Below are 23,858 nucleotides of genomic sequence, written 5' to 3'. Positions count from 1 at the left end.
GAATCATACTATTAAATTGTATATTAATGAGCTGAATTTTCTATTGATATGAAAAGATTCAATAAAAAACAATCTTCTTTTACTACTCATCTTTTTAATTTTACTTCCTTTTGAAATCTGATAGTATTCATTAAAAACCTTATGTAGTTCGTTCAATATTTCAGCCTTATCGTTATAATCATATTTATATAATTCACAATAATTTTTTGCTGCATAGGAACAGATGTGAAGTGCAGAAAAAACACTTAGTTCAGGGAATGTTTTTTTGTAATATTTATACATATACTTTCCTGAATGAATATTATCAAGCTTCTTTTCTGAAAATGCTGTACGACACAAACTATCAGGTGTCATAACATAGTTGTAATATAATTCATTGATAGTAATAACCTGATTAGCCCTAGCATATAATTGCGTTAAAATACACGCATCTTCCCCAACATAAAATTTAGGAAAAATAACATTTTTAAATAAACTAGCCTTTATCAACTTATTCCATAAAAAGTTGGTAGTATTTATTTGTGCAGCTTGATAAAAAGCACATTCATATGTGCCAGATATCTCGACGTTCTCAAGCTTACTTTTAGCTATTGTTTGCCCATTAGGTTTAACCTTACTATACCCACATTGAATTATATCAAAGTTATATTTTTCATACTTAAGCATTTCTTGGTACATATTCTTTTCAATGTAATCGTCTGCATCTACAAAAGTAATATATTTTCCTAGTGCTATGTTAACCCCATCACTTCTAGCTTCTCCAGGACCTGCGTTGTTTTTATGAACTACCTTAACTCTATAATCTTTATAAGAATATTCATCACAAATTTCTGCAGATGAATCACTTGAACCATCATTTACAAGTATTACTTCTAATTTCTTGTAAGATTGACCCAGAATACTATCAATGCATTTCTTTAGGTATTTCTCTGCATTGTAAACAGGAACAATTACACTAATTAAATTTTCCATTAGCTCACCTCGCCGATTAATTTAGATCGGTATTAACTGATTAATAAACTCCTAATTTTCAATTGATTTTTGCTTTCTTATAACACTAGAAGGAATCGCTAATATAAATATTAATAACAGAAAGAAAGTATAGTCATAAATTGGATTTCCACTAACACCATATAATATAAATACTAATTGCATATATAATGAAAACAGTAAAATACCATGTGTTCTACTGTAAGGGTAGGATTTAATATGTATAATACTTTCCTTTATATTAAATATAAATAAAGAAAAAAATGCTAAATAAAATACAACAAAGCCAACAACCCCAGTTTCCGCAAGTACCTGCAAGTAAATATTATGACCTCCATAACCAAATGTGAACTCTGCTGCCCCTATACCCTCTCCAAATAATTTATTATTTTGGAACCACTCAATCATAGTATTATACATGCCTTCTCGGCTTCTAAATAAATCCTCTTCATGAAACAATCTATTAAAGACATTCTGAGTTGCTGGTATAAAAAGCATCGCAAAACCACCACCAATTAACATTAAGAAAGTGGTAGTTGTTATTCTAATTATCCTTATATTAGTTTTTCTATCATTATAGATAAATAGAATGAAATAAATAGCCAAAATACTAGCAACAAAAAAAGATCTCTTCTGAGTTAATAGTAATGCTATAAAACCTAATAGAACTGTTAAAATCAAATAAACACTTTTCTTTTTAGATGTTATTAACTTACAAAAAGCTAAAGAACTAAAGATTGTTGCAAACATACCTGCAAACGCAGCTTGATTAGTTATTCCTGAAAAATAATTATTGGAGGAGGATTGCTGAATAATTGCGTATGAATAATCAGTTAGGATTAAGTCGTTCAACTTCATAACTAAATCTTTAAATAAAAATTGAAGAATTATAAATACTGAATGAATCCCAGAAAAGATCCAGATTAGATTGATAAAAGAAGTCTCCCACTTTGTAGTACTTCGTAAATAAATTAATAGAAATACCATTACTACAAAAAAGATTAAATATTCTCGCCCATCAGCTTTATATGGAGTATTTAACAGACTAAAAAATAAAATGATAGTATACACGATCCAATTCACATCTATAAAACTAATCTTTATCTTTGAAATATTTATTAAATAAAGTAAAGATAATATAGTGCCTGCTATCACCAAAAAAGCTATCTGTATATTGACTACACTTGATATAACCTTTAAATAAGCCCAAAAAATATATATAGATGAAATAACGACTAAAACAATGTTGTTTCTTTCTTCTCTATATCTATCATTTATATGTTTATTGATATAATTCAAGTGAATACACCCGCCTAATTCCTATATGTTGATATTAAATAGCTTTTTAATAAGATTGATTAGTATTAATTCCTGTCTACATAATCAAGCAGATGTATTATTTTTCATAAAGCTAAGATACTTCTCAGCAATATTGTTTATCTCAAAATCAAGAGCACGTCTGAATAGCAGATCCCTGTTAGTTTTATTCAATAAACTGGTGTTTATTGCAACTGCTAATTCAACCTTATTATTAGTTTCTACCAAAGTGCCAAACACACCATTTTCTAATACTTCGCTTGGCCCTGAAGGACAGTTAGTACTAACTACAGGACATCCACATATCATAGCTTCCACTAATACTAATCCAAAACCTTCATAGTCAGAAGATAGAACAAATAAATCAGAATTAAGATAATATAAATATGGATTATCAACAAAGCCTTCAAAATGAACTTTATGTTCAATCCCTAATTCAGTAATATAGTTTTTAAGCATCTGCTCATTCTTACCTTCTCCAAGAATTATTAACTCGCAGTCTACTTTTTTATTTACTAGATAAAAAGAGTCAATTAATAGTTTATGATTCTTTTGATTAATAAGCCTTCCAATATTCAAGATTTTAAGAGATTTATTTTTAAAAACCGGAAGTTTACTACCCATTTTTTTGTAATCTTTAAACTTATTTATAGAACTTTTATCAATAGTAGGATTATAAATAACCTTTATATTTGATTCATTAATTTTCATATTACTAGTGAAATCATTACGAACTCCCTCAGAAACAGCAATAAAATTCATGTCTTTATTTAACCTATAAATTAATGGGGCTAATCTCAAGGATACCTTTTCTACCCAACTTATATCCCTGTAATTTTTTGTCATATTGTGAATAGTTCTCAATCTTTTTGTGTTCTTTGTCTTTAATATAGGTAATAATATATCTACTTTATGATTCGTTGTAATAATAATATCTGGCTTGTTATCTTTAATATACATATTTAATTTTCTTATAATTGTTATTAGATTTCGTTTATTATATGTTATAACTCTAATATTTTCTCTATTGTCCTTGCAAAACGAATTTGATGTATCGTTTTTTTTTAAGATTAATATGTCCACTCTACAACCTTTGGCTGTTAATCCTTTGCTTAAATTTTCAATATACTTTGCAACACCTCCTTTACCTAAAGAATTAACAATGAATGTAATTAGCATATAGCACCTCTTAAGCTTTTTTATTTTTCACCCAGTAAAGGAATTTAAACAGAGATTTTATACTAGAATAATATATATGACTGTACTCCTTCTTTTCGATATAAGGTTTATAATTATTCTGTTTCATTACTCCTGAACATAATAATTCAATTTTCTCTATTTCTCTCCTACTAAATTCATCTTTCCATTTCTCCGAATTATTTTTCAAAACAGGTTGGAATACATTCTCCTTCCATGACCTCTCATCATTTGCTACTAAATCCCTGGAGCTCTCCATATACTGGAGCATGCTATCTTCAAAACTTAAACCTAGGGCGTTTGACAAGTTTTTTAATGTATTTTGGGGGCTACCGATTAGCTCTTCATATTTAACTTCGATATATCTATCTTTAAACAAAGTTGGTCCCTTATTCATCCCTAACTTGATTTGTTCGTTATATGTCAGACTATGCATTAGTAAGCCACGGTCTTTACTCCACTGAGCCTTAAGCCTTGAAAGCACTACATCTCTAGGATCTCTAATCATGTGAATAACGTACGCATTAGGGAAATGCTTTTTTATTACATCTAAAAATTCAAGATTTTTCGGGTCTTTATCTCCAATATGTTTTTTATTTTTACTCTCTTTATAATGCTTAAGTACAGATTGAAAAAATGCCAAATTATTAAAAGAATTTTCATTAATATTATCCTTTATCAGACTGTTTAAATCCATGTTCAATCTAGCCAAATATTTATCATTTTTAATCCTGTTTATGGTTTTTTCTGCTTTTATACCAGATACTTTTTCTTCAGATAAAAAATTTCTTAAAAAATGCGTCTCAGGAGGAAAAGCAATTTGAGAGTGTGAATTTAACATACTCTGTAATAATGAAGTCCCTGACCTTCCTACTCCTACTATGAATATCATTTTTTCTTCCATTTTAATCCCCTTATGTTAATATATAGATCTTCTAATGCACTCTGTCCTTGTATGAATTCAATTGTTCCATAGCCAAAAAGTTTAGGCGGGAGATTATCTTTCTTAAACTCTATTAATTCAGACCAAACTTTCCCATCACTGCTTTTATATACCTTTGCTTTATGACTCTTATTCTCAATTGTAGTAGCAATAAATAAATTCCCGCTTTTGTCGTAAGTTGAATAATAAGCAGGACCATCAATTTTAAATAGTTTTATTAGTTTTTTTTCTATTAAATCATATGAATATATATAGTTTTCTTTATAAGGACAATCACTCCCCCATATAATTAAATTTTTTTTCTGCAATAAACTAACTGATCTCCACGTTTGAGAACCCCCATTAATATAATTCAGTTCATCTTTCTTAATGCTATAGGAATAAAAGTTAGATTCATTATCTTCATCACCAGTACCTATAAATAATTCATCTTTGTTTTGATTATTTTGTTGGATAAAATGAATATGTCTAACATTTTGTATTGTTACTAATCTCCTTTTGTTAAAGGATTTCAAATCCACTTCATAAATATATACATCTTTTCTGTCAGGGTTACTAAAATAGTCTCCATAATATAATTTATTGTCAAAAATTAACACACCCTGTTTTAGAGGTCTAGACCCTCTATCAATTTTAATTAGGTTTCTTAACTTGTTATCTACATATATAAGAATTTTCCCTTTCTTTACAACCACAATGTAGTTATCATGTATAAGAATATTATGAACACCTCTTCTTAGAAACCTATATACATAATCAATTAATGTGGTCCTAATGCCAAAATTCAAATATTGCAATTTTACTTTTTTATAACTTTTAAAGTTACTACCTATATAAAAAAAACCATTTTTATATGCTTGGATATTTTTGACCGACAGAACTTTCATAACGACCTTCTCTTTCATTTTATAATTTATACGTATTTTTAAATGGACATATATTTTTTGTATCTAGGATTAGCTTATTACTTGTTAATCCAAAGTTTTCTTTAAGATGATTATGACCAACCATTACAACAAGAAGTTCTATATCATTTAAGAATTTCTCAAAATCAAAATACTGATCCTCTACAATTGTTGTGTTTATTAACGGGTCAAAGACTTTGACACCAAAAGCCAAGTGTTCATCCATGCGCTCTAATAATTGAAGTGAGGGACTTTCGCGAGTATCATCAACATTTTCTTTATAAGTAAGTCCATATAACCCCACTTTAGATATATCTTTTATTCCGTGCTCTCTCATAATATCTCTAATTCTTCCAAGAACGTGGGTTGGCATTGAATTATTTAACTTACGTGCCGTCAAAATTAAATTTGTGAGATCGGGGTAATCACCAACTAAAAACCATGGGTCTACTGAAATACAATGACCTCCAACACCCGGACCGGGTTGTAAGATATTCACTCGGGGGTGTTTATTTGCAATTTTTATTATTTCATAAACATCCATATTATCAGTACGACAAATCTTAGCTAATTCATTTGCAAATGCAATATTAATATCTCTATACGTATTTTCTACTACTTTAGACATTTCAGCAGATCTAATATCAGTTATAATGATTTCTTCATTACAAAATTTCGAGTATAAATTTTTGACTTTCTCGCCGATTGCACTATTATCTGTTCCAATAGTCCTGGAATTATTTTCAAGTTCGTAAATCATATTACCAGGAATAATTCTTTCAGGAGCGTGTAGTAAGTGTATGTCTTCTCCTAGTACAAATCCTCTATTTTCTATTACAGGGCGAATATATTTATCTGTAGTTCCGGGTGATATTGTTGATTCGATAATTATTACTGCCCCTTTCTCACAAACATCTAGAACACTATTCAATGCTGATATAACATATATTGGATCAAGTTTCTTATTTTCTTTTAAATACGGTGTTGGTACAGCAAGGATGTATGTATGCGTCCTCTGATATTCTGTTGTAAATTCAATCCCATTGGACAACGCTTCTTCGAAGAGTTCCTCCAACCCCTCTTCTTCGAAAGTAAGCTTTTGCTCAGATAAAGAGTTTACGAGGTTAGTATTCTTATCGGTTCCTACGACTTTTAGTCCACTTTTTGCAAACATTAAAGCTGTAGGCAAACCAATATAACCTAATCCAACAATATTAATCATAGTAATATCTTCCTTTCAAGTAGTCCATCCAGCATTATTACTAAATTAACTCCAGGTTAAATTTAACACTGCATTTTTTTCCGTACATTGGGTATTTTATTATTATTTGTGTTATCTCTTCTTTTTTTTGATAAAACAAACTTCGATATGTCTTATTAATTTTTACCTTCTCATCTGTGAACACTTTACATATCGGCTTACCTTTATGATATAGTTCAAACCCTAGTTCATTGATCTTGACCTCACATGGTGTATGAAAATAAGCTTCACAATATTCACCCTCACCTGTGATTTCATCTATGATTGCATAACCGTTTTCATTTTTATTAATTTTTCTGGTATGTTTATAACCGTTCTTTGAAATCATAGTACCAGTAAAGCTGGTCTCATCAAAATTGATTTGTTTAGGCTTTGTCCAGTCTGTAACTAAGAATGCCCCCTTCTTGTTCATTTGTTCAACACCAGTTACTTTTACAGTGTTATGACCAACGGTTGAGGAAAGTGACTTTCCTAAATCACTAGCATACGAGTATGTTCCGCTATCACAAAAAACATTAATATTATTGTGCCATAAATCTATATGTAACTGATCCATATGTGCAGGTCTAGATTGGAAGTCTTGCAAACAAGTCATAATAAACCCACCATCATGCCGGAATATATAGTATCCAGAATCATTAAATCGTGAAGTAACCCTTTCTATATTTACTAGAGGGACATTACCATCCGTACCACTACCAAACCACAATAATTCTTCATCATAATTACCTGGTTTATAAAGTCTTTTACCATTAATTAGAGCGTATACAGTGTTAATAACAGGACGGAAATCCCGATAACCACATTGAGTAACAGGGAATATAAGTGCTCCATCATTAGAACCATAATTCGGTACGTCTCCGGATTCGCATTGAGCCTGATATAATAAAAGGACACTATTTTTTATTCTTTTTTTCTCAGTAATGTGAATATTTGTTTTTTCACTAATTTTAAATACACATTCAATTATTTGAAGAGTATACCTATGATAGTTGAAAGAATATTGTTTAAAGCCCCCATCAGATGAGAATTGATTAATGATTTCTTTGTCAAGCAAACGATAGGCTTTTCTCACAGCAGATTCATTTTCACAGCACCACGCTCCAACTATCAATCCGCAAATTTCTGAAAAAGTGTGATTATTTTTTATACATTTATGAGCATAGAAAAAGTTGGATAAGACTTTTTTATAATTAAATTCTACTAATTTTGTGATGTTTTTATCGTCTTGGTTTGAGGTAAGGCCGTAATCTTTAAATATAGAATATGCAATTAGTGCATTAACCATTCGGAGTGTACATTCTTGGCCACACTTATAATTTGGTCCATATGGATATGGATTAGATTTTAACCAATGATCTATTTGGTTTGAGAATGCTTCATAGTATTTTGGATCACCAGTTATAAGATATGCCCTAGCGAAGTAGAAGAAGTGTGTGAATCGTGAAGCTTCCCATACCACTTTAATATCTCCTAGTTCTTTGTCAAAATCAGGAATTAAATACCATTTAACATCCTTTTTACTTTCTACTCCAGTTAATGGATTTAAATGCCATCTAATAGGATTACCATAGTTAAGTTCTACTGAAGAGAACCCTGTAATTACTCCATCAAGTGCTTTATCTGCTACAGAAATTATTTGCATCTTGTGTTTTTTATTTAATTTACCTAAAAAGGTTTTTATAGCAGAAATGTCAAAATCAAATATATCAATTCGCTTAACACTCACACTTTTTTCAAATAACTTTTCTGTAGTGGGGATATTTGACAACAGTTTTAATTTTGCAGAGTATAAAGAACGGTTAACCGTCCAACCTAAACCATATTCAGTTAATAAAGATTTAATTGTTCTTATCATGGTGTCAACTGCTCCATTACTCCATTAAGTTTTTGGGCTAACACTTTATAGTCATAATGTCTTGCAACATTCTTAGCATTTTCACTCATTTCTGCATAACGTTCTCCTGACATGTTATATATATCCATTACTGCTTTGGCTAAATTCTCAGGTGTATCACTTTCCAAAGATAAGCCACAATTATGTTTTTCTAAAAGACAATACCCCATTTTAACAGTGGAGATGATTGGCCTCCCTGATGCCATATATTCAAATAACTTATTCGAACTATTACCTCTAGACCAATTATATTTAGATTGCGAATAGTTGAGTATATTTAAAGACGATTTACTAAGTACATAAGGCATATATTTTTTTTGTACATATCCCTTTAATTTCACATTTCTGATTTTTTCATCTTTAACTCTATTTTCTAGAGTTTCTAATTCATTTCCGTCACCATATATTAGAAACTGAATATTATCATGATCCTCTAACAGTTTTGCAGCATCTAAGATATTTCCAACATTATTTACAGTTCGAATAGCTCCTGTATAAACTACTTTAAAGTCCTTACTATTCAAGTCTTCATCAGATAATATTTCATTCTTTAATTGATAATTAAATGTCTCTATATCTACACCGTTGTTTATATAGTGACATTTATTTAAGTCGATAACTCCACCTTGCTCAACATCCCACTTCTTATCAAGAATATAATTTACGTCTCCTTCTTTTAAGAAGACCATCGCATCTGCATTCTTATAGATCCACTTTTCACCCTTAATGAGGAGTTTCCCAATAATACTATTTTCTTTTAATTTACCGCCCATAAAAAAAACTTCTGGCCAAAAATCACGCACTTCACAAATACAGGGAATATTAAACTTTTTAGCTATTTTCAAACCGGCAATCATAGTCAATGGATGAGGTGATGAAGCAATGATTAAATCAGGTTTATTACTACTTCTGGTAATGTCCTTTACTGCTCCGAAAAGGTTTTTATAAAAAGCTAGCATATTTATTATCCTATTTATACCGTTCGTAGCCGAAGATGGCGTTTTAACAAAAACAAATGGTATCTCACTTTCATTATCAATAGAATACAATCTATTATCATTAATAATATTTTCATTTGAATAGTGGAGGTACGATGCTGAAAATACAGTAGTTTTAATCCCATAACTTTTAAGATTAACTCCAAAATTGTAAGGTCGAATTAATCCTGTTAAAGCTGGAGGCGTTGCATAATGATGAAACATCCAAATATTTTTATTTTCATTTTCTTTATAATCCATAGTATCCTTCCCTTTTACCTCTTAGTTACAGAAAAATTGGTGCTTCATTAATTTAAAGGTGTTTCAGACAATTACTAGTGATTTATAGTGTTCAATTGTCTTCTTTATTCCATCCCCCAAAGAATAATTAATCTCCCATTTTAGTGCATCCTGAGCAGACTCATTATATAATACACTATGTGTGATATCGCCTTCTCTTTTATTCATATAAGTTGGTTCAATAGTAGAATTACTATGTTCTTTCATTATCACTAATAAGTCATTAATTGAAACTTCTTGGGCTGTTGCAATATTTAAAACTTGCTCACTACCATTTTCTACTGCCTTAACATTTGCCTCTGCAACATCTTCAACATAAATAAAATCACGTGATTGTTCCCCATCTCCATATATTTCAACTTTCTTATTTTGAGACAATCTTTCCGCAAAAATTGCAACCACTCCACCTTCACCTTTTGCATCTTGACGAGGTCCATAAACATTGCTATAACGTAAAACAGTATAATCAAGCCCGTAATAATCTTTTGCAAGCTTTAGATATTTTTCAATTGTAATTTTCGATAGCCCATATGGAGAAAGAGGGTTAATTGGATGTTTTGTATCAACTGGTAGATACTTAGGTTCTCCATATACTGCTGCAGAAGAAGCGAAAATAATTTTCTTGATCCCATTATTCTTTGATGCTTCTATAACATTAATTGAACCCCTAATGTTAACGTCGGTATCATATACAATATCTCTAATAGACTCTGCCACACTAACTTGAGCAGCCTGATGTATTATATATTTTGGCTTAGTATTAAATACGATTTGTTCAAAATCACTATTAGTTATATCACATTTATAAAACTGTACCTTGCTTGTATCTATATTTTCTAACTTACCTGTTTTTAAATTATCAACAACAATAACTTCATATCCTTTAAGAATTAATTTTTCAACAATATGTGACCCTATAAATCCACAACCACCCGTTACTAATACTTTTGTCATTTATATCCCCCCACTTTATTACCTTGCACCTTCTCCTGTTAAGACAATTCGAATAGTTTTAAGTAAAATTTTTACATCAATTAATAAAGACCTATTCTCTATGTAAAATAAATCTAACTTTAATTTTTGTTTTGGAGTAATGTCATAACCACCATTAACTTGAGCCCAACCAGTAACTCCTGGTTTTACCACTAAACGTTTAATAAAACCTGGGTTTTCCTCGTTAAATTGAGCAGTAAAGATAGGGCGTTCAGGACGAGGACCAATCATACTCATATCTCCTTGCAATACATTAATTAATTGAGGAATTTCATCAATTCTTGTTTTACGGATAAAAGCACCAATTTTAGTTATACGAGGGTCATTTTTATCAGCCCACTGTGCTCCTTTCTTTTCAGCGTCAACTCCCATTGACCGTAATTTAATTACATTAAAATATTTACCATCACGTCCAACCCTTTTTTGCAGATAAAACGCAGGTCCTGGTGTCTCTAACTTAATAGCAATACAAAAGATTAATAGAATAGGAATTGTAAAAATAAGTCCAAATATAGCCATTAATATATCCATTAGACGTTTAATCACCGAGTAAACGTTTGGATAGGAATAACTTTGTTGTAATCCATTCTCGAGAGTTACCGCATATTCTTCATGTAAATTGTTATGAACCTTTTTTATCGACACTCGCCTCACCTCAAATTTTTATTCCTAATTGCTATATAATGCTGCACTCGTAACTAAACTGTACACCTTCCATAAAGCACTTTAGTTCTTCTACTAGTTTATTTCCTTTTGCTTTAGTTATAAGATAAGATTAAAAAAGTTAAATTAACCTATACATAATTACTTCCTCCTATAAGTTCTATAAAGCAATAATATTATTTAGTGGATCAGAACCTGCTTGGATTATTTAATAGCAATACTCCAATCAACTTCTAAACCACCAAAGCTTAGTACTTACCCCAACACCTACAAGGCTAAATAGGTTAATATTAATTCATAATTTTGTTTGTTTTTTGTATTCATTTTTCATCTAATATCTTTTTATAGTTTAAACACTTTTTCTAAAAGTAAGTTTAAACGATGATAAGTTGTCTGATTACTTTGAAAATATTAGGGCATCTAACCCTCCCTCACACCGAACCTCTGTCAACAAATGTGACTAAGGTATATTTTTTATACACCCTTAGAACAGCCGAGTACCTACATTTTTAACGGTAAGTAGACATCACCAAAACAATTAACTTTTTTAAAATGCATTAATAGTATATTTTTCACTTAAATATAACAATGTAAAATTCAAGTGAAAAATATAACAAAACAGGCATAAAAAACCCCCACCAAAGTATGTTCAAACTATACGAATTGGCGGGGGAATCTTTACCTCCTACACAACAATAACTTCATCAATTTATTTTAGTTATCTTTTGCAGCAGGCTATTGTTGTGCATAGTAGTAATAGTAACTGCCTTCTTTCATCTTCTTCCGATTCAACACTACTCCTAGCAACTTACTACTTGCACTTTCCAACCGTTCTTTTGCTTTGATAGCTGCTTCTTTTTCAGTCGTCTCACTACTGACAACAAGTACAGTACCCTGTATTTTATTTGCAATGATTTGAGAATCTGCCACCGCAAGAATTGGAGGGCAATCGAACAGTATAAGATCATAAATGTTTAATGCTTCTTCAATCAATTTATCCATTGCTTTTGAACCTAGTAATTCTGAAGGGTTAGGAGGTATTGGTCCGCTTGTTAACACCTCTAAATTAGGAACCTCAGTCTCATATGTAACTTCTTTTAATTCCGCCTGTTTCGTTAAGACATTTGTTATCCCTCTCGTGTTCATCGTACGGAATGTATAATGGACTGTTGGCTTTCTTAAATCCGCATCCACGATGAGCACGCGTTTGCCCTGTTGTGCCATAACCACCCCAAGGTTAGCAATGGTAGTGGATTTACCTTCCATTGGTCCTGAAGAGGAAATCATGATCGTACGCATCTCTTCTTCTATAGCTGCAAATTGAATGTTTGTTCGAATCGTTTTATATTGCTCTGCAATTGGAGACTTAGGGTTTTGATGAGTGAGCAAACTTCTTTCTTTCGCTACTGTGATAGACTTTCTATTCTTACGACTCAACGGTTTCACTCCTCATCGACTTTTTAGACTTTTCTGTACGTGTTCCAACCTCTTTATCACTGATAACTGCAATCGTTCCAAGGACAGGTAAACCAAGTACGTTTTCAATATCATCTTCATCTTTAATCGTGTTATCAAGGTATTCTAGTAAAAACGCAAGTCCTACTCCTACCATCAACCCAACTATTAAGGCGATCGCCATGTTCAATACTGGTTTTGGATTTACTGGCGAGGGTGTTCCTTCAAAGTTTGCTTTTGATAGAATACTCACATTATCCACGTTCATAATCGAACTAATTTCTTTTTCAAATACGCTAGCCGTTGTATTCGCTATCTTAACAGCAAGGGCAGGATCAGGATCTTTTACTTCAACTGAAACGACTTGCGAATTTTGTGCATTGCTGACTGAAATCTTTTCATTTAATGCACTCGTCGATATATCTAAATCAAGATCCTCTACTACCTGATCAAGGATTGTTGGACTTTTTATTATGACGTTATATGTATTAATCAATTCAACGTTTGTTCTTACTTGGTTAATGTCAAAACCGTTTTCTGAGTTCGCTTTTTGGTTTACTAGAATTTGAGTGGATGTTTGGTAGATAGGGGTTAATAGGAAGTACGAGACAATTCCACTAGTCACTGTAGCAACTAATGTGATGAGTAAAATTAGTGAGAGTCGTTTTTTTAATACTTGGAATATTTCCTTCAAGCTGATTGTTTCTTCCATTAGATGCCTCCAGCAATGTATAAAGATTTTAGTTTATGAGCAACATTTTCCAGTACAGATTCCACTATAACACAGAAAACTCTCTATTTTCAGGGGGATTTCCCATTTCCACCCCCATTAAAATAGTATTAGTACGAAATACCCGTTCTTTTTTGTCGAATGTTGACGAAGAAAAGGCTTGCATTGCTATTTTTTTAATTTTTATGTCGAAAGTTTTTTGGATTTGGATTATATGTCAAATATTCTTAAAATAATCCTAAAAATTTCTTACGCTTGATTTCTTCAGGTAGTTCTTTCGAAACCATCTTTCCTAGAATTATATCTTCTGCATTTTCTTGCAACATATACCTTGTCGACATGTCGAATTCTCGTTCAACTGACTCCATTGCATTTCTTAAGTCAAAAGGCCTATTTGTGATGTTATGAGCGTCAGATGCAACAAAGTGCGCAAGGTTATGATGAATTAAATCCATAGAGAACTTTTGAATCTTCTTGCCCATCTTTCCAGTAACGCTTGAGCCGGTCAGTTGACTCAGTGCTCCTTCTTTTATTAACTTAAACAGTCGGTCAGGATTCTCCATAATTTCACGATTTCGTTCAGGGTGGACAATAATCGGGATAATTCCATTTACTTGGAGATCAAACAGGAGCTTATTTGCATAGCGCGGAAGATGACTCGATGGAAATTCGATCAACATATAGATACCATTCTCATTAATTGTCAACAGTTCTTCACCATTTATATCCTCTATGAGTTCTCCGTAGATCCGGTTTTCTTGACCTGGTAGAATCTCTATATCGATACCCTCTTGCTGTAACTTTGTGTTTAACAAACCAACTTCTTTTAATATAGTAGTTTTGTCATTTTCAAAAGAACCATTTTTGTGGTGTGGACTAGCTACGATTTTTGTAATCCCCTGCTCATAGGCTTGCCTAGCCATTGCCAAACTATCTTCTATCGTTTTCGCTCCATCATCTATTCCTGGTAGAATATGTGAGTGAATATCAATCATATGATGCTCCCCTTTCAAATTTTGCACTATCCTATTAGAGTAGCATATTCTGCTATCGTTTTTTGAAATTTCTCACCAAAACAACTGTTTAACTTTACCATATTTCCCGGTTTTGTCTATTCCTTTTTGTTTTTGGAAGGTATTTACTTTGAGATTTACTTGGACGTATAATAAAGATTAGGACTTTGCACTTATTTGAATTTATTACGTTATAGAAAGCTGGAATGTATTTATGAGAAAGTTCTTACTAATTACGGGTATTATCATTGGAGTGCTTTTGATTTCTGCTGGGGGATATGCTTTCTACCTATATTCTTCAGTGAAAGATACGGCTAGTACGATGCATGAGCCAATCGATCGTGAAACGTCAGCAAAACGAACTGAAAACGTAAATATGGCTGAAAAAGATCCCATTTCCATTCTTCTCGTAGGCGTCGATGAACGTGCCAACGACCAGGGCCGATCTGATACAATGATTATGATCACCCTTAACCCTAACGATGAGTCGATGTATATGTTTAACTTACCCCGCGACACTAGAACTGAAATTGTAGGCCGCGGTACAATCGAGAAAATGAACCATGCCTATGCATATGGCGGCGTTGAAATGACCATGGATACGGTTGAAAATTTCCTGGATGTCCCAATCGACTATTATTTCAAAGTAAACATGGAAGCATTTAAGGATGTTGTGTCAGCACTAGGAGGAGTAACTGTCGATAACCCACTCTCTTTTGACTATAAAGGATACAGCTTTCCAAAAGGTGAAATTGAGTTAAATGCACAAGAAGCTCTTGCGTTTTCAAGGATGCGTTACGAAGATCCCAAAGGCGACCTCGGCCGAAACGATCGTCAGCGCGAAGTTATTAAAGCCATCATTAATGAAGGCGCGAGTGTTGGAAGTATTAATAAAGTTGGCACGCTACTCGATGCTGTTGGCAGCAACGTGAAGACGAACATGACGTTTGAAGAAATGAATAATATTTTCCAGAACTATAGAAGCGCACGTAAGAATATGAACACATTTGAAATCAACGGTCATGGTGAAATGATTGATAACCTCTGGTACTACATCGTACCTGAGCAAGAGAAACAAATGATTACACAAAAATTGAAGGATCATTTAGGAATCAGCTAATTAAAAAGAAGGTGCTTTTGACATTCCTCAAAAGCACCTTCTTTTTGTTGTTCAATCCGTAAAAAGTTTTGCTTCGTCAGCAGACATATACTTCGTAAGGATTTTTCTAATCTTTTCTATGTACGGTCCTGCAGAATCTGGCTGCTTTTGCTCTTTTTCAACTTCTTGAACAAACGCTTGAAGTTCCGTCCACATTAAATTCCCTTCCTCTTTTGTATCCATTAACATCTTACCTCCGTAATCTCGTAAACTATTTTTTTGATTATAGCACCGACTTCAATTAATTTCCACTTAATTGAGAGAATTTACACTTGTTTACAATTAAATTATTCGATAAATAGTTCTTTTTGCCTGCTTTTTGTACGTTATAACGACCTTATGGAACTAGCGATCAGTGTTGACTAGGAGATATCTACCCGGACCTTTTAGATTTCAAACTTTTATTATGGTACAACTTAAAAAATATGCTCATTCATTTATTTCGTCGAATCATAGCGATCTTTATGGATAGGTTGCTAATAGGTGAGTATAAGTTACTGAATCAGTCGTAATGAGTACCATAAAAGAAAGAAGAGAATGAATATACAAGATGAACGAAAGCTTGGTCTGGGTACGTTTTGGGAGATTCTTTATGGATTGCAGTTTGGTTATAGAATAGTGGCTGGACAAATTTTGTATTAGGAGGAATCAATTTATCTAAACATAATAAAAGACCATCTGAGTATGATCAGATGGTCTTTTAACTTGCTAGCAAACTAATGACAGCGCCTACAAGTATTGAAAATAAAGGTATTAGAGCATAACCTATTTGCTTATTACGTTTCTTTTTCCATGCAATCTCTTCAGGAGTCATCCATGTACCGTTCATTCAATCCCTCTTTTTCGATAATTTTTGTGATTATGAAGTGGGTATTTTACAAGGTCGGCTTATTCACAAGTTATATTTTAGCATAATATGTCTAACTATGTAGGTGGAAATAAGAAAAAATTACCTATAAGACTAAAATATTCCTAAAACCTAGTTAGAATTCAATCTTTCTAAATTCCTACTCATAAAAATACCGATAACTAACTACATCTTTATCTATCGGAAGAATTGACTAAATTTATACCCTTACGAAGAAAAATAGGTAAATATAATTATGCAAAGAAAATGATATGGAGTCCAAATTTCATTCAATGTTTTAAGGGATAACCATAAATGCTGTTTTTCATCTTCTAAAAAGTCTAGTGCAGCAAGGATAGATACTATAATCGTTCTGGTTTTCTGAAATAGGTAACAAATTGAAAGATCGTCACCTCCATCCATCTCCTACTATAAACCTATTATGACCAAGGTAGAAAGATATACGCAATTCCCTTTTACTTCCTATAGAAACTCTCTTCATAGTCCTTCCTTCCTCTTTCATTCAATATTCCTCCAGTTATATTTTCAAACAAAAACCGTAGAAAACGTAAGATAAGCTCCTTATCCCCGTTTATAGTTACACTCTATCGTTTACACCATCTCCTCTATCAATCTTTTACAATCATACCTAAGCAAGCCAAAACATTCTCGAAGGAGATTCAAGCGTGATTCTCTTCTTACGGATAGGGCTCGCCTCTAAATTCCTAACATCTGCCTATACAAAGATTAAAGACATGGCAGGGCATATCGAAAGTATAAGAAACTATCGAATCCTGCCTTCAAAGCTCGTTAAAACCGCTGGATACGTGGATGTAACGGTAGAACTACTGCTCGGCACGTGTATTCTAGTCGGACTGCTTTTTAATAGCAGCGTTGCACTTTCTATTTTGTTAATCGGAACCTATACACTAGCCATCGTCATCAACCTTAGGAGAGGGAGAACTGACCTCTCGTGTGGGTGTGGCGGGATCGTTGGGGAAAACCTCCTTTCATGGAGGCTTGTTTTGCGGAACGTCGGCATCATGATTGGCGCTTCTCTTCTCTTCTTCAGTCAAGTTGATCTAGGTATGCTTGATGCGGTATTAAGCGGAAAATCGATTCGCGACGTTTATCCTGAATCTTTCTTTATTGCGTTTTGCGGGGGATGGGTAACGCTGATTTGCATCATCATCGTACGTGAAGTCACAACGCTAAGGAAGCATTTTAAAAGATTGCTAGCGTAAAGGAGGATACAAGAATGAACTGGCAGCTACTGTCTCATATCGGATTATGGCTCTTTCTATTCTTTCAATTTGCTATATTACTATATTTTCTGAAGCAGGTTACCCACTTTCTTAATCGGTTTAGAAGCAGTGGTGGAACAGTTGAGGAGAAAGCGTTACGAATCGGTGATCCAGCACCGCTTTTTCGCTCGAAGGATCAAAACAATCGTCCTCTTTCTATGAGTGAGTTAAATGGAAAACACACGATCATGATCTTCAGGAGTGCAACATGCCCCACTTGTTCAACACTACTGAGCAATGTGCCACACCTTGCAGAACAATTCGAGGCGAACATGCTTATTGTGTCACAGGAAAAATTAGGGAAGGAATCTTGTCCTTCTATCGCTAATACTTCTTATATAGTCGCTCCAGAATTATTTGAAACGTATTATATTAAAAAAGTGCCGACCATCTTCATCATCGACCCGAGTGGTAACGTCGCAGCTACTGGCGATATGAATGAACTCGACAATCTATTACGCTTCGTTCCGTTGGCCGCCAATATCGCACAGTAGAGACAAGGGGGATTTACATGGTACGTTCTTTCTTCACAAGAACCGCTATCCAATTCTTACTCACATCGATAGGGATCTTTCTCATCGGCTCCCTTCCCTATCTTCTTTTCAATATGGAGTCGCAGCTTGAAGTCCTCAAGATGATCGAACGGAAAGAGCTCAATAATACGCTCTTTCTATCAGATAACATCGTGATGAATGTAGATGCGTATGTTACGAACATCATCGATACCATCACGGTGATCTTCTCAGGAAATGCCGATCAGTACTATGCGCGTGGTGGCGTGTGGCCGCTGTTCCCTGAGTTTTGGCAGGCCTATCTTCAGTCGATGCAATATTTAATAGCATCTCTATTCATAGCGCTCGTGGCAGCGATTCTCCTGACGATCTTAACGATGTTATTACCCACTCACAGAAGGAGATTACCGAAAGCGTTCCTTTTTGTAATGGAATCACTGCCTGATATCTTTATTATTCTCATTACCCAGATCGCGATCATTTGGATTTATAAAAAGACGGAGATTCTGTTATTTAACATTACGAGTGGGTTCGGAGAACAAGCGATTCTTCTCCCTATCCTCGTTCTCTCATTTCTCCCTGCCCTCTACATCTACAAATATTTGCTGCTATCGTTTGAAGATGAAGAGAAGCTTCTCTACGTGGAGCTTGCGCGAGGCAAGGGATTGAATCGTAGTCGCATCTTACACATACATATTTTTAGAAATTCGATCTTCACCTTCTTCAACCATTTCAAAGGCATCTTCCTTTTTGCATTAGCGAACCTTTTGATGCTTGAAGTGATCTTTGAAATAAAAGGATTTATGACCTTTATTTTTCAAAACGGGGTTCTCAATAACGAGATCGTTACGATGGGATTATTTATGGTATTCCTTCCATCGTTTCTCTTTTTCACGGTTACACAATGGTTCTTAGAAAAATCCTTTAATGTGATGGGTGATTCTTGATGAAGAAGCTGATCAAACAACCGATGGTCACTGGGGGGACCTTGTTCATCGTCCTCCTTCTCGTTGGAAGCTTTATATATAGTGCGCTCGGTGAAGCACCGAAACCGGAAAAGGTCCTCTACGACAGTAATGGCGATATCGTTGCATTAGCCCCTTTCCCGCCGTCAGCACAGTTCCCGCTCGGTAGTGACATCGACGGAAATAACTTTATGCTGAAACTTCTGGAAGGAGCGAAGTTTACGATCGGGCTGTCGATCCTCGTGGCATTAGGAAGGATCGTTCTTTCTGCGATCGGGGGCTATTTACTGTACTTACTCCCAGGGTCTTTTCGTAAATTTCTCGATGGTCTCGCAGATACGTTTCACTATGCTCCTGTTACGATCTTCACGTATGTACTGATCGCACCTGTCGTGATGACGTTCAGCTGGAGCTACAGTACGCCGACAAAGATTATATTCCCTATGCTCGTTCTCGTGCTCATCAGTGTCCCAGTGTTGTCGCTATACGTACAGAAAGAACTCGACCTCATCGCGCAGAAAGAGTTCATCGATAGTGCCAAAGTGATGGGTGGAAGTCACTTTCATATTTTCAAATCCCACATGGCGCCGTTCTTAAATCCGAAACTGCTGATCATTTTCATTCAGCAAGTCGGACAAGTACTGATTATCTTTGCACACCTCGGCTTATTGAAAGTATTCATTGGGGGGACAGACGTTAGAGTGCTTGAATATGACATTGAGACTGGAGATGCAACGACTGCTTCATTTTCTATGTCAAACGAATGGGCAGGCTTAATCGCACAGAACTTTCAGTACGTGAACTCGTTCCCATGGATGATTCTTGCACCAGTGACGGCATTTGCGCTGACGATTCTTGCAATTAACGGCATCGTGTATGGATTGAAAGCGAGTCCGTCTTATAGAAGAAAGAAGAAGAAGGCTAAAGCATCTAGTGCGAGCTATACCTTTAGTGCGGAAAGCTTTGAGTTGCGAAATTGATGATAAAGGGGATCAGGCATGTGCCTGATCCCCTCTTTTTAATTCAACTCTTACTTTTTATGTAATTAAATGAAATAATTAGATTATTAAACTAAGGATACGGTTCCCTATGTAAGAACATCCAACCTATAGAGGGGGAGAGTTTTAAAGGTGTTAACGATAAAAAATGTTGAAAAGCAGATTAGCGATAAACTAGTTCTCCCAGCGTTTGATTTGGTTATCGAAAAAGGCGAGACCGTTGCACTTCATTCCAATATGAGTGTCATTAGTGAATTGCTTAAAGGTTTCACTAGTCGTGACCCAATTTTTCATAGATCTATTCAACTAGATGGAAAGAACATTTCAAAACACAATTCTGATATTGGCGTGTCCTTCTTAAAAGGTGGCGTTTATGAACGACTAAGCGTGCTCGATAACTTTAAGTTTTTTAAAGGACTATACAATTCGAATACACGTATTGAAGATGTTCTTCACCTTGTACAGCTTGAAGATAAGAAGAATGTAAAAGTTAAAAATCTTACCTATTCAGAAGAAAGAAGGATCCAATTCGCTCGCTCCCTCTTTCAGAATCCGCTGCTGTTTATTTTTGAAGAGCCCGATCAGAATGTCGATATGGAAACGAAACGGGTATTTCTCAAACTTGTCACTTATCTAAAACAAGAACAGAAATGTGTATTAATTCTCACAGGAAACATAGAAAGTGCGATTACACTTGCGGACATTCCATATCGTTTGAATGAAAATGGATTACACGCTTTAGAGGTGGAAGACACCCCCTCTGAGCAGTCGGACGAAGAAACTGAGCCGAACGTTTCACCCTCTATTCACTTTAGGAAGATTCCTGCCAAAGTTGAGAAGAAGATTCTATTGTTTGATCCGACGGAAATCAATTATCTCGAGAGTTCTGGAGGGGACGTCACCATTCATGTGAACGGTGAGGAGTTCCAGGGGTTTTTCACGTTAACCGAATACGAAGAAAAGTTAGCTTCATACGGTTACTTCCGCTGCCACCGCTCGTATCTCGTAAACTTAGAGAAAGTAACTGAAGTCATCACTTGGACAAGGAATGCGTATGGCCTCATCCTCGAAGATTCATCAGAACTTCCACTGTCTAAGAATAAAATGGCGACATTAAAAGAGATTCTCGGCATTTAACGTGTTCCATTCGGATAAAAATAGACACCACTCATCCCTACCAATGCTCCATTTAACCTTTTCAGCCTCCGTTTGACGGGATTTTAATGCCTCCTTATCAGTCGTTCTGTAATCTTAGGTTACAAACAACGAGGAGGTATGATGTTGGAGAATATCATAGAAGTACGTTCAATGATGAAAGCATTTGGTAATCAGGTAGCATTAAATGAAGTGGATTTCTCAGTAAAGAAAAAAGAAATCTTTGGATTTCTAGGGCCAAGCGGTTCTGGAAAAACGACGACGATTAAAATTTTGACGGATCAACTTTCACCTACAGATGGTGAAGCTACTGTATTCGGTATCAGCACCAATCGATTAACGAAGGAAGGTGCTCATCGCAGAATCGGAATTCTAACCGATAATAGCGGTCTGTATAATCGACTATCGATCTACGACAACCTTAATTTGTACTGCGATCTTTATGGGGTTCCACATGCTCGTATCACTGACGTGTTAGAAATCGTAAATTTACAAGATGAGCAGAAGAAACTTGTTTCCCGTCTTTCAAAGGGTATGCTGCAACGCGTTCTTCTTGCGAGAGCCCTTTTGCATAAACCGGACCTTCTTTTTTTAGATGAGCCGACTTCAGCCCTTGATCCTGCTAACTCGAGACATATTTACCGTGGCTTGCGTGAGCTGAATAACGAAGGAACAACGATCTTTTTGACGACGCACGACATGAGTGAAGCAGAGTTACTTTGCGATCGAGTCGCGTTTCTTCATGAAGGGAAGATTCAGTTACTCGATGAACCGAAGAAGATAAAAAGACAGTTCTCAGATTCAACGATTACGGTGGAGTTAAACGATGGAAGGAAAGTTGTTATAAAGAATGGGCCGGAAGATGCTGAACGAATGCATCAGTATATGTCGAGCAGCCAGGTCGCCTCGATTTATTCAAACGAACCTACGTTAGGAGACATCTTCATCAACGTGACAGGGAGGGAATTGGTATGACTTTTTCAATGAGGCGCGCGTATGCGATCTTCCAAAAAGATGTAAAAGATTTAACGAAAAATTTATTCGTCATCACGACCGCACTCTTACCGCTAATATTAGCCGTTTTCTACGGTACATCTGATCTTATATCGATCGAAACTCACTACACCGTGATCAACCTTACGTTCGCTGCAGTAGCCGTCTTTATTCAGAGTGCTTTGATCGCTGAAGAGAAGGAGAAGAATACGTTAAGAGGACTCATGCTTTCCCCTGCCACACTATCAGAGATTCTGGGTGGCAAAAGCGCGCTAACGTTCCTTTTTACAATCGCGACGATCGTTGTTTGTTCCTTCATTACTGGGTATGAGCCTTCGAATCTAGTTGTAGTAGGATTTGCTATCCTTCTTTCCACAGTGTTTTATATCGCGCTAGGTACGCTTGTGGGATTGCTATCGAAGTCCGTCATGGAAGCCTCGGTCATGGTGCTGCCGGTGATGTTTATTTTCGGATTCGGGTCGGTCCTGCAATCCTTCGCGGACAAATATGCGATTCTAGCATTTATTGAATATATGCCGAACGTGCAGCTTATCGAGTTAGCGAACAAAGTGGAGAATGGTGTAGGTATGACTGAATTCTTTCTACCGTTATTCGTCATCGCAGGATGGGCGGTTGTTACCGGCATATGCGTAGTCATAATGTATAAGAAAAGAGCTTTGGATGATTAGAAATTATGAAGAGCGATGGTCAAGCACTGACCCCCGCTCTTTTTCATTTATTCATAAACCATTCGATAAAAAGAATATATCCTGCAAAAACAGCAAGTGCAAACCATAGGAACCAATCTGGTACGTACTCCCATCCAAACATTGTTTACCTCCAAAAGAAAGCTTTTGTGGAAGATTGTTGTGACGTCTTATTCATTATAAGCCTTATACCAATGATACGGCTGAATCTCCTGCAGCGTCTTATATATGAGCTCGCCTTCAGGATGATAAACAGCAGCTTTTACCTCACTTCCCCAATAAAAAAGCCGCTCCTGGCATACGCCGCAGGGAGTGAGAATTGTATACGGAGCGTTCTCATCTTCTCGAACTACACAAATCGTATGCGTAACCTTTGTTTCTAGCTTGTGAGCTTCTAAAATCGCTCCTGTTTCAATACATAGTTCTGTTGATGCATTGATGACTTCTGGCGATACGCTTGTTAGGATTTGGCCGTCACTCGTATACATAGCCGACGCTCCTCCCCAGCCTGAGGGATATCTCCTTTCGATTAAGTTTACCGCTTCTTCGTAAAGTTGTTGTTCGATGTTCATAATAC

24 protein-coding genes are annotated in these 23,858 nt (G+C 34.9%); 8 read left to right on the top strand and 16 right to left on the bottom strand.

The annotated features are described in order from the left end of the window. Positions 1 to 3: 3 nt before the first annotated feature. The 13 genes from ACXAEY_RS02160 to ACXAEY_RS02100 all read right to left on the bottom strand — a co-directional run bounded on the left by ACXAEY_RS02160 (position 4) and on the right by ACXAEY_RS02100 (position 14,623). A complete protein-coding gene (locus tag ACXAEY_RS02160) occupies positions 4 to 972 on the bottom strand; it encodes a glycosyltransferase family 2 protein (protein ID WP_474810150.1) in 969 nt (322 codons plus the stop codon). Positions 973 to 1,023: 51 nt separating this feature from the next. Further along, positions 1,024 to 2,289 (bottom strand): O-antigen ligase family protein, encoded by a 1,266-nt coding sequence (locus ACXAEY_RS02155; RefSeq protein WP_474810148.1) that lies wholly within the window; start codon positions 2,287 to 2,289, stop codon positions 1,024 to 1,026. A gap of 84 nt (positions 2,290 to 2,373) precedes the next feature. Next, on the bottom strand, positions 2,374 to 3,486 hold the full coding sequence (locus ACXAEY_RS02150; RefSeq protein ID WP_474810146.1) for a glycosyltransferase: 1,113 nt from the start codon (positions 3,484 to 3,486) through the stop codon (positions 2,374 to 2,376). A 10-nt stretch (positions 3,487 to 3,496) separates the two neighbouring features. Then, positions 3,497 to 4,408, bottom strand: coding sequence for a sulfotransferase family protein (locus tag ACXAEY_RS02145; RefSeq protein WP_474810144.1), 912 nt, complete (start codon positions 4,406 to 4,408; stop codon positions 3,497 to 3,499). Then, on the bottom strand, positions 4,393 to 5,334 hold the full coding sequence (locus tag ACXAEY_RS02140; protein WP_474810142.1) for a hypothetical protein: 942 nt from the start codon (positions 5,332 to 5,334) through the stop codon (positions 4,393 to 4,395). The genes ACXAEY_RS02145 and ACXAEY_RS02140 overlap by 16 nt, the downstream gene beginning before the upstream one ends. A gap of 19 nt (positions 5,335 to 5,353) precedes the next feature. Next, positions 5,354 to 6,574 (bottom strand): nucleotide sugar dehydrogenase, encoded by a 1,221-nt coding sequence (locus ACXAEY_RS02135; protein WP_474810140.1) that lies wholly within the window; start codon positions 6,572 to 6,574, stop codon positions 5,354 to 5,356. 40 nt (positions 6,575 to 6,614) lie between these two features. Next, complete coding sequence (locus ACXAEY_RS02130) at positions 6,615 to 8,471, bottom strand: heparinase II/III domain-containing protein (RefSeq protein ID WP_474810139.1); 1,857 nt, start codon at positions 8,469 to 8,471, stop codon at positions 6,615 to 6,617. Next, positions 8,468 to 9,748 (bottom strand): glycosyltransferase family 4 protein, encoded by a 1,281-nt coding sequence (locus tag ACXAEY_RS02125; protein WP_474810137.1) that lies wholly within the window; start codon positions 9,746 to 9,748, stop codon positions 8,468 to 8,470. Before ACXAEY_RS02125 ends, ACXAEY_RS02130 begins: the two co-directional genes overlap by 4 nt. A gap of 63 nt (positions 9,749 to 9,811) precedes the next feature. Beyond that, on the bottom strand, positions 9,812 to 10,741 hold the full coding sequence (locus ACXAEY_RS02120; RefSeq protein ID WP_474810135.1) for an NAD-dependent epimerase/dehydratase family protein: 930 nt from the start codon (positions 10,739 to 10,741) through the stop codon (positions 9,812 to 9,814). 18 nt (positions 10,742 to 10,759) lie between these two features. Further along, entirely contained in the window at positions 10,760 to 11,425 is a 666-nt protein-coding gene (locus ACXAEY_RS02115; protein ID WP_474810133.1) for a sugar transferase, read from the bottom strand. A gap of 753 nt (positions 11,426 to 12,178) precedes the next feature. Beyond that, positions 12,179 to 12,880 (bottom strand): CpsD/CapB family tyrosine-protein kinase, encoded by a 702-nt coding sequence (locus ACXAEY_RS02110; protein WP_474810131.1) that lies wholly within the window; start codon positions 12,878 to 12,880, stop codon positions 12,179 to 12,181. Next, positions 12,870 to 13,610 (bottom strand): YveK family protein, encoded by a 741-nt coding sequence (locus ACXAEY_RS02105; RefSeq protein ID WP_474810130.1) that lies wholly within the window; start codon positions 13,608 to 13,610, stop codon positions 12,870 to 12,872. Before ACXAEY_RS02105 ends, ACXAEY_RS02110 begins: the two co-directional genes overlap by 11 nt. 245 nt (positions 13,611 to 13,855) lie before the next feature. Beyond that, positions 13,856 to 14,623: a tyrosine-protein phosphatase gene (locus tag ACXAEY_RS02100; RefSeq protein ID WP_474810128.1), complete on the bottom strand. Its 768-nt coding sequence runs from the start codon at positions 14,621 to 14,623 to the stop codon at positions 13,856 to 13,858. 232 nt (positions 14,624 to 14,855) lie between these two features. Between ACXAEY_RS02100 and ACXAEY_RS02095 the strand changes: the two genes are divergently transcribed. Next, positions 14,856 to 15,761, top strand: a complete 906-nt coding sequence (locus ACXAEY_RS02095) for an LCP family glycopolymer transferase (protein ID WP_474810126.1) — start codon at positions 14,856 to 14,858, stop codon at positions 15,759 to 15,761. Between the two features lie 51 nt (positions 15,762 to 15,812). Here ACXAEY_RS02095 and ACXAEY_RS02090 read toward each other — a convergent pair whose 3' ends face one another. Both ACXAEY_RS02090 and ACXAEY_RS02085 read right to left on the bottom strand, forming a co-directional pair. Beyond that, positions 15,813 to 15,983, bottom strand: coding sequence for a hypothetical protein (locus ACXAEY_RS02090; RefSeq protein ID WP_474810124.1), 171 nt, complete (start codon positions 15,981 to 15,983; stop codon positions 15,813 to 15,815). A gap of 517 nt (positions 15,984 to 16,500) precedes the next feature. Further along, positions 16,501 to 16,629, bottom strand: coding sequence for a hypothetical protein (locus ACXAEY_RS02085; RefSeq protein WP_270180302.1), 129 nt, complete (start codon positions 16,627 to 16,629; stop codon positions 16,501 to 16,503). Positions 16,630 to 17,333: 704 nt separating this feature from the next. Here ACXAEY_RS02085 and ACXAEY_RS02080 point away from each other — a divergent pair. The 7 genes from ACXAEY_RS02080 (at position 17,334) to ACXAEY_RS02050 (ending at position 23,263) form a co-directional block, all read left to right on the top strand. Next, positions 17,334 to 17,891, top strand: a complete 558-nt coding sequence (locus tag ACXAEY_RS02080) for a MauE/DoxX family redox-associated membrane protein (protein ID WP_474810122.1) — start codon at positions 17,334 to 17,336, stop codon at positions 17,889 to 17,891. Between the two features lie 14 nt (positions 17,892 to 17,905). Next, positions 17,906 to 18,445: a peroxiredoxin family protein gene (locus tag ACXAEY_RS02075; RefSeq protein ID WP_474810120.1), complete on the top strand. Its 540-nt coding sequence runs from the start codon at positions 17,906 to 17,908 to the stop codon at positions 18,443 to 18,445. Positions 18,446 to 18,462: 17 nt separating this feature from the next. Then, positions 18,463 to 19,410 carry an ABC transporter permease subunit gene (locus ACXAEY_RS02070; RefSeq protein ID WP_474810119.1) on the top strand — a complete coding sequence of 316 codons (948 nt, stop codon included), beginning with the start codon at positions 18,463 to 18,465 and terminating at the stop codon, positions 19,408 to 19,410. Next, positions 19,410 to 20,408: a hypothetical protein gene (locus ACXAEY_RS02065; RefSeq protein WP_474810117.1), complete on the top strand. Its 999-nt coding sequence runs from the start codon at positions 19,410 to 19,412 to the stop codon at positions 20,406 to 20,408. Before ACXAEY_RS02070 ends, ACXAEY_RS02065 begins: the two co-directional genes overlap by 1 nt. Before the next feature lie 150 nt (positions 20,409 to 20,558). Beyond that, entirely contained in the window at positions 20,559 to 21,563 is a 1,005-nt protein-coding gene (locus tag ACXAEY_RS02060; protein ID WP_474810115.1) for a LytTR family transcriptional regulator DNA-binding domain-containing protein, read from the top strand. Positions 21,564 to 21,707: 144 nt separating this feature from the next. Next, complete coding sequence (locus tag ACXAEY_RS02055; protein WP_474810113.1) at positions 21,708 to 22,556, top strand: ABC transporter ATP-binding protein; 849 nt, start codon at positions 21,708 to 21,710, stop codon at positions 22,554 to 22,556. After that, entirely contained in the window at positions 22,553 to 23,263 is a 711-nt protein-coding gene (locus ACXAEY_RS02050; protein ID WP_474810111.1) for an ABC transporter permease, read from the top strand. The genes ACXAEY_RS02055 and ACXAEY_RS02050 overlap by 4 nt, the downstream gene beginning before the upstream one ends. Positions 23,264 to 23,451: 188 nt before the next feature. Here ACXAEY_RS02050 and ACXAEY_RS02045 read toward each other — a convergent pair whose 3' ends face one another. Next, positions 23,452 to 23,853: a cytidine deaminase gene (locus tag ACXAEY_RS02045; protein WP_474810110.1), complete on the bottom strand. Its 402-nt coding sequence runs from the start codon at positions 23,851 to 23,853 to the stop codon at positions 23,452 to 23,454. Positions 23,854 to 23,858 lie beyond the last annotated feature (5 nt).

The organism is Anaerobacillus sp. ABA4_114 (genome assembly GCF_056159065.1).
The sequence above is the reverse complement of the archived record's forward strand: the minus strand, read 5'-3'. Positions and strand labels throughout refer to the sequence as shown.